The organism is Photorhabdus namnaonensis (assembly GCF_001684335.1).
GTDB classification, from domain to species: Bacteria; Pseudomonadota; Gammaproteobacteria; order Enterobacterales; family Enterobacteriaceae; genus Photorhabdus; species Photorhabdus namnaonensis.
This window is the reverse complement of the sequence record NZ_LOIC01000094.1, coordinates 70872-72177: the sequence shown is the minus strand read 5'-3', so window position 1 is coordinate 72177 and position 1306 is coordinate 70872. Positions and strand designations below refer to the sequence as shown.

Genomic DNA, 1306 nt, shown 5'->3' with positions numbered 1-1306 from the left:
GCACCTGTTCGAACTCTACCCGCCCCTTGAGCGGCGGTACTGTGCTACGTGTAGCCTGAGACAATTCAGTACGGGAATTGAGGATGTCCCCCAGACGTTGCACCGAGACCCCGGTCTGCTGGAAGCTGGTCCACAGTTGCGCCAGACGCATGATAGGGCCGCTGACACGGCCAGCCAGCATATTGAATGCGATCAGTTCCCCCACCGACAGCTGCCCCTCTATCACGAGGCGGGCGCCGAGCCAGAGTGTGGCGACCGTCACTAACTTGCCGATAAGCGAGACGCTTTCATTGGCGAGGGTGGATAAGGTCTGTGTTTTGAAACCTGCGGCAACATAAGCCGCCAGTTGGTTGTCCCACTTGCGAATGGCCTGCGGTTCAACCGCCATTGACTTTAGGGTGTCGATGCCATTCACCGTTTCGACAAGGAATGCCTGATTCTCAGCGTTACGTGTGAAGCTATCCTGTAATCGCTTACGCAAGAGAGGGGTAACCAACCCCGAGACGAGTGCATAGAGCGGCAATGATAACACCACAACGAGAGTCAGCCAGCCGCTGTAATAGAACATCACAAGGATGAACACCAGAGAAAAAAGTACGTCGAGCATCAGGGTAATGGCGTTGCCGGTCAGGAAGCTGCGGATATTTTCCAGTTCGCGTACACGAGCCACAGAATCACCGACTCTCCTGGCCTGGAAGTAAGCCAGCGGCAGATTAATCAAGTGCCGAAAAAGATTCGATCCCAACTGCACATCAATACGGCTGGTCGTATGGGCAAACACGTAGCTACGCAAACCGCTCAGAGCCGACTCGAACAGCATGATGCCCAGCAATCCCGCCGCGACCACATCCAGTGTGGTTAGTCCGTGGTGCACCAGTACTTTGTCCATGACCACCTGAAAGAACAACGGCGTCACCAAGGCAAACAGCTGCAAGGCAAAAGACCCCAGTAAAACTTCACCCAACAACTTGCGGTATTTGACGATAGCCGGGATAAACCAGGTGAAGTCAAAGCGAGAAGTCTCGCCGGGCAGACCGTTACTGGAACGCACAAGCACCAGTTGCCCGGTCCAACGCTGCTCAAGCTGCTCGAAGCTGATAACTTCGGGACGCGCCGAACGTGGGTCCTGAATCAGAGCCTGTTCTTTGTCCAGTTTAGCCAAAATAAAAAACTGCCCATCCCGGTCAATGGCAATGGCGGGCAAGGGAGTATGTTCAAGTCTGACAAGTGTTGTGTTTACAACCTTGGCTTTCAGCCCTGAATGACGAGCGGCCAGCAGCAGCTCCTTCAAGGTAAGACCTTGGTC

At 54.4% G+C, this 1306-nt stretch carries 1 protein-coding gene; it reads right to left on the bottom strand.

Features of this window, described 5'->3' with window-relative positions; all coding sequences use genetic code 11:
• Positions 1-1291, bottom strand: a 1291-nt coding sequence (locus tag Phpb_RS25115) for an ABC transporter transmembrane domain-containing protein (RefSeq protein ID WP_240492639.1), incomplete at its 3' end; no start/stop codon positions are given.
• Positions 1292-1306 lie beyond the last annotated feature (15 nt).